Annotated in this window: 1 rRNA gene; it reads right to left on the bottom strand. The window is 55.8% G+C overall.

Features of this window, described 5'->3' with window-relative positions:
• Nucleotides 1-1,003: ribosomal RNA gene (locus ACIRQF_RS38070) — 23S ribosomal RNA — on the bottom strand; the annotation flags it as partial.

The following is a 1,003-nucleotide window of genomic DNA, read 5'->3' as shown; positions in this document are numbered from 1 at the left end:
ACTGCAATGACACGACTTCGGCGGTACGCTTGAGCCCCGCTACATTGTCGGCGCGGAATCACTTGACCAGTGAGCTATTACGCACTCTTTCAAGGGTGGCTGCTTCTAAGCCAACCTCCTGGTTGTCTCTGCGACTCCACATCCTTTCCCACTTAGCGTACGCTTAGGGGCCTTAGTCGATGCTCTGGGCTGTTTCCCTCTCGACCATGGAGCTTATCCCCCACAGTCTCACTGCCGTGCTCTCACTTACCGGCATTCGGAGTTTGGCTAAGGTCAGTAACCCGGTAGGGCCCATCGCCTATCCAGTGCTCTACCTCCGGCAAGAAACACACGACGCTGCACCTAAATGCATTTCGGGGAGAACCAGCTATCACGGAGTTTGATTGGCCTTTCACCCCTAACCACAGGTCATCCCCCAGGTTTTCAACCCTGGTGGGTTCGGTCCTCCACGAAGTCTTACCTCCGCTTCAACCTGCCCATGGCTAGATCACTCCGCTTCGGGTCTTGAGCGTGCTACTGAAACGCCCTATTCGGACTCGCTTTCGCTACGGCTTCCCCACACGGGTTAACCTCGCAACACACCGCAAACTCGCAGGCTCATTCTTCAAAAGGCACGCAGTCACGACTGTATGTGCAAGCACATACAGCGACGCTCCCACGGCTTGTAGGCACACGGTTTCAGGTACTATTTCACTCCGCTCCCGCGGTACTTTTCACCATTCCCTCACGGTACTATCCGCTATCGGTCACCAGGGAATATTTAGGCTTAGCGGGTGGTCCCGCCAGATTCACACGGGATTTCTCGGGCCCCGTGCTACTTGGGTGTCTCTTAAACGAGCCGCATGAATTTCAGCTACGGGGGTCTTACCCTCTACGCCGGACCTTTCGCATGTCCTTCGCCTATCCATACGGTTTCTGACTCGTCTCACAGCCGGCAGACTGTGAAAAAGAGATCCCACAACCCCGCATGCGCAACCCCTGCCGGGTATCACACGCATACGGT

The sequence above is a fragment of the Streptomyces sp. NPDC101191 genome, from assembly GCF_044767915.1.
In the GTDB taxonomy this organism is placed as follows: domain Bacteria; phylum Actinomycetota; class Actinomycetes; order Streptomycetales; family Streptomycetaceae; genus Streptomyces.
Note: the sequence above shows the minus strand (reverse complement) of the source record. Positions and strands in the feature narration are given on the sequence as shown.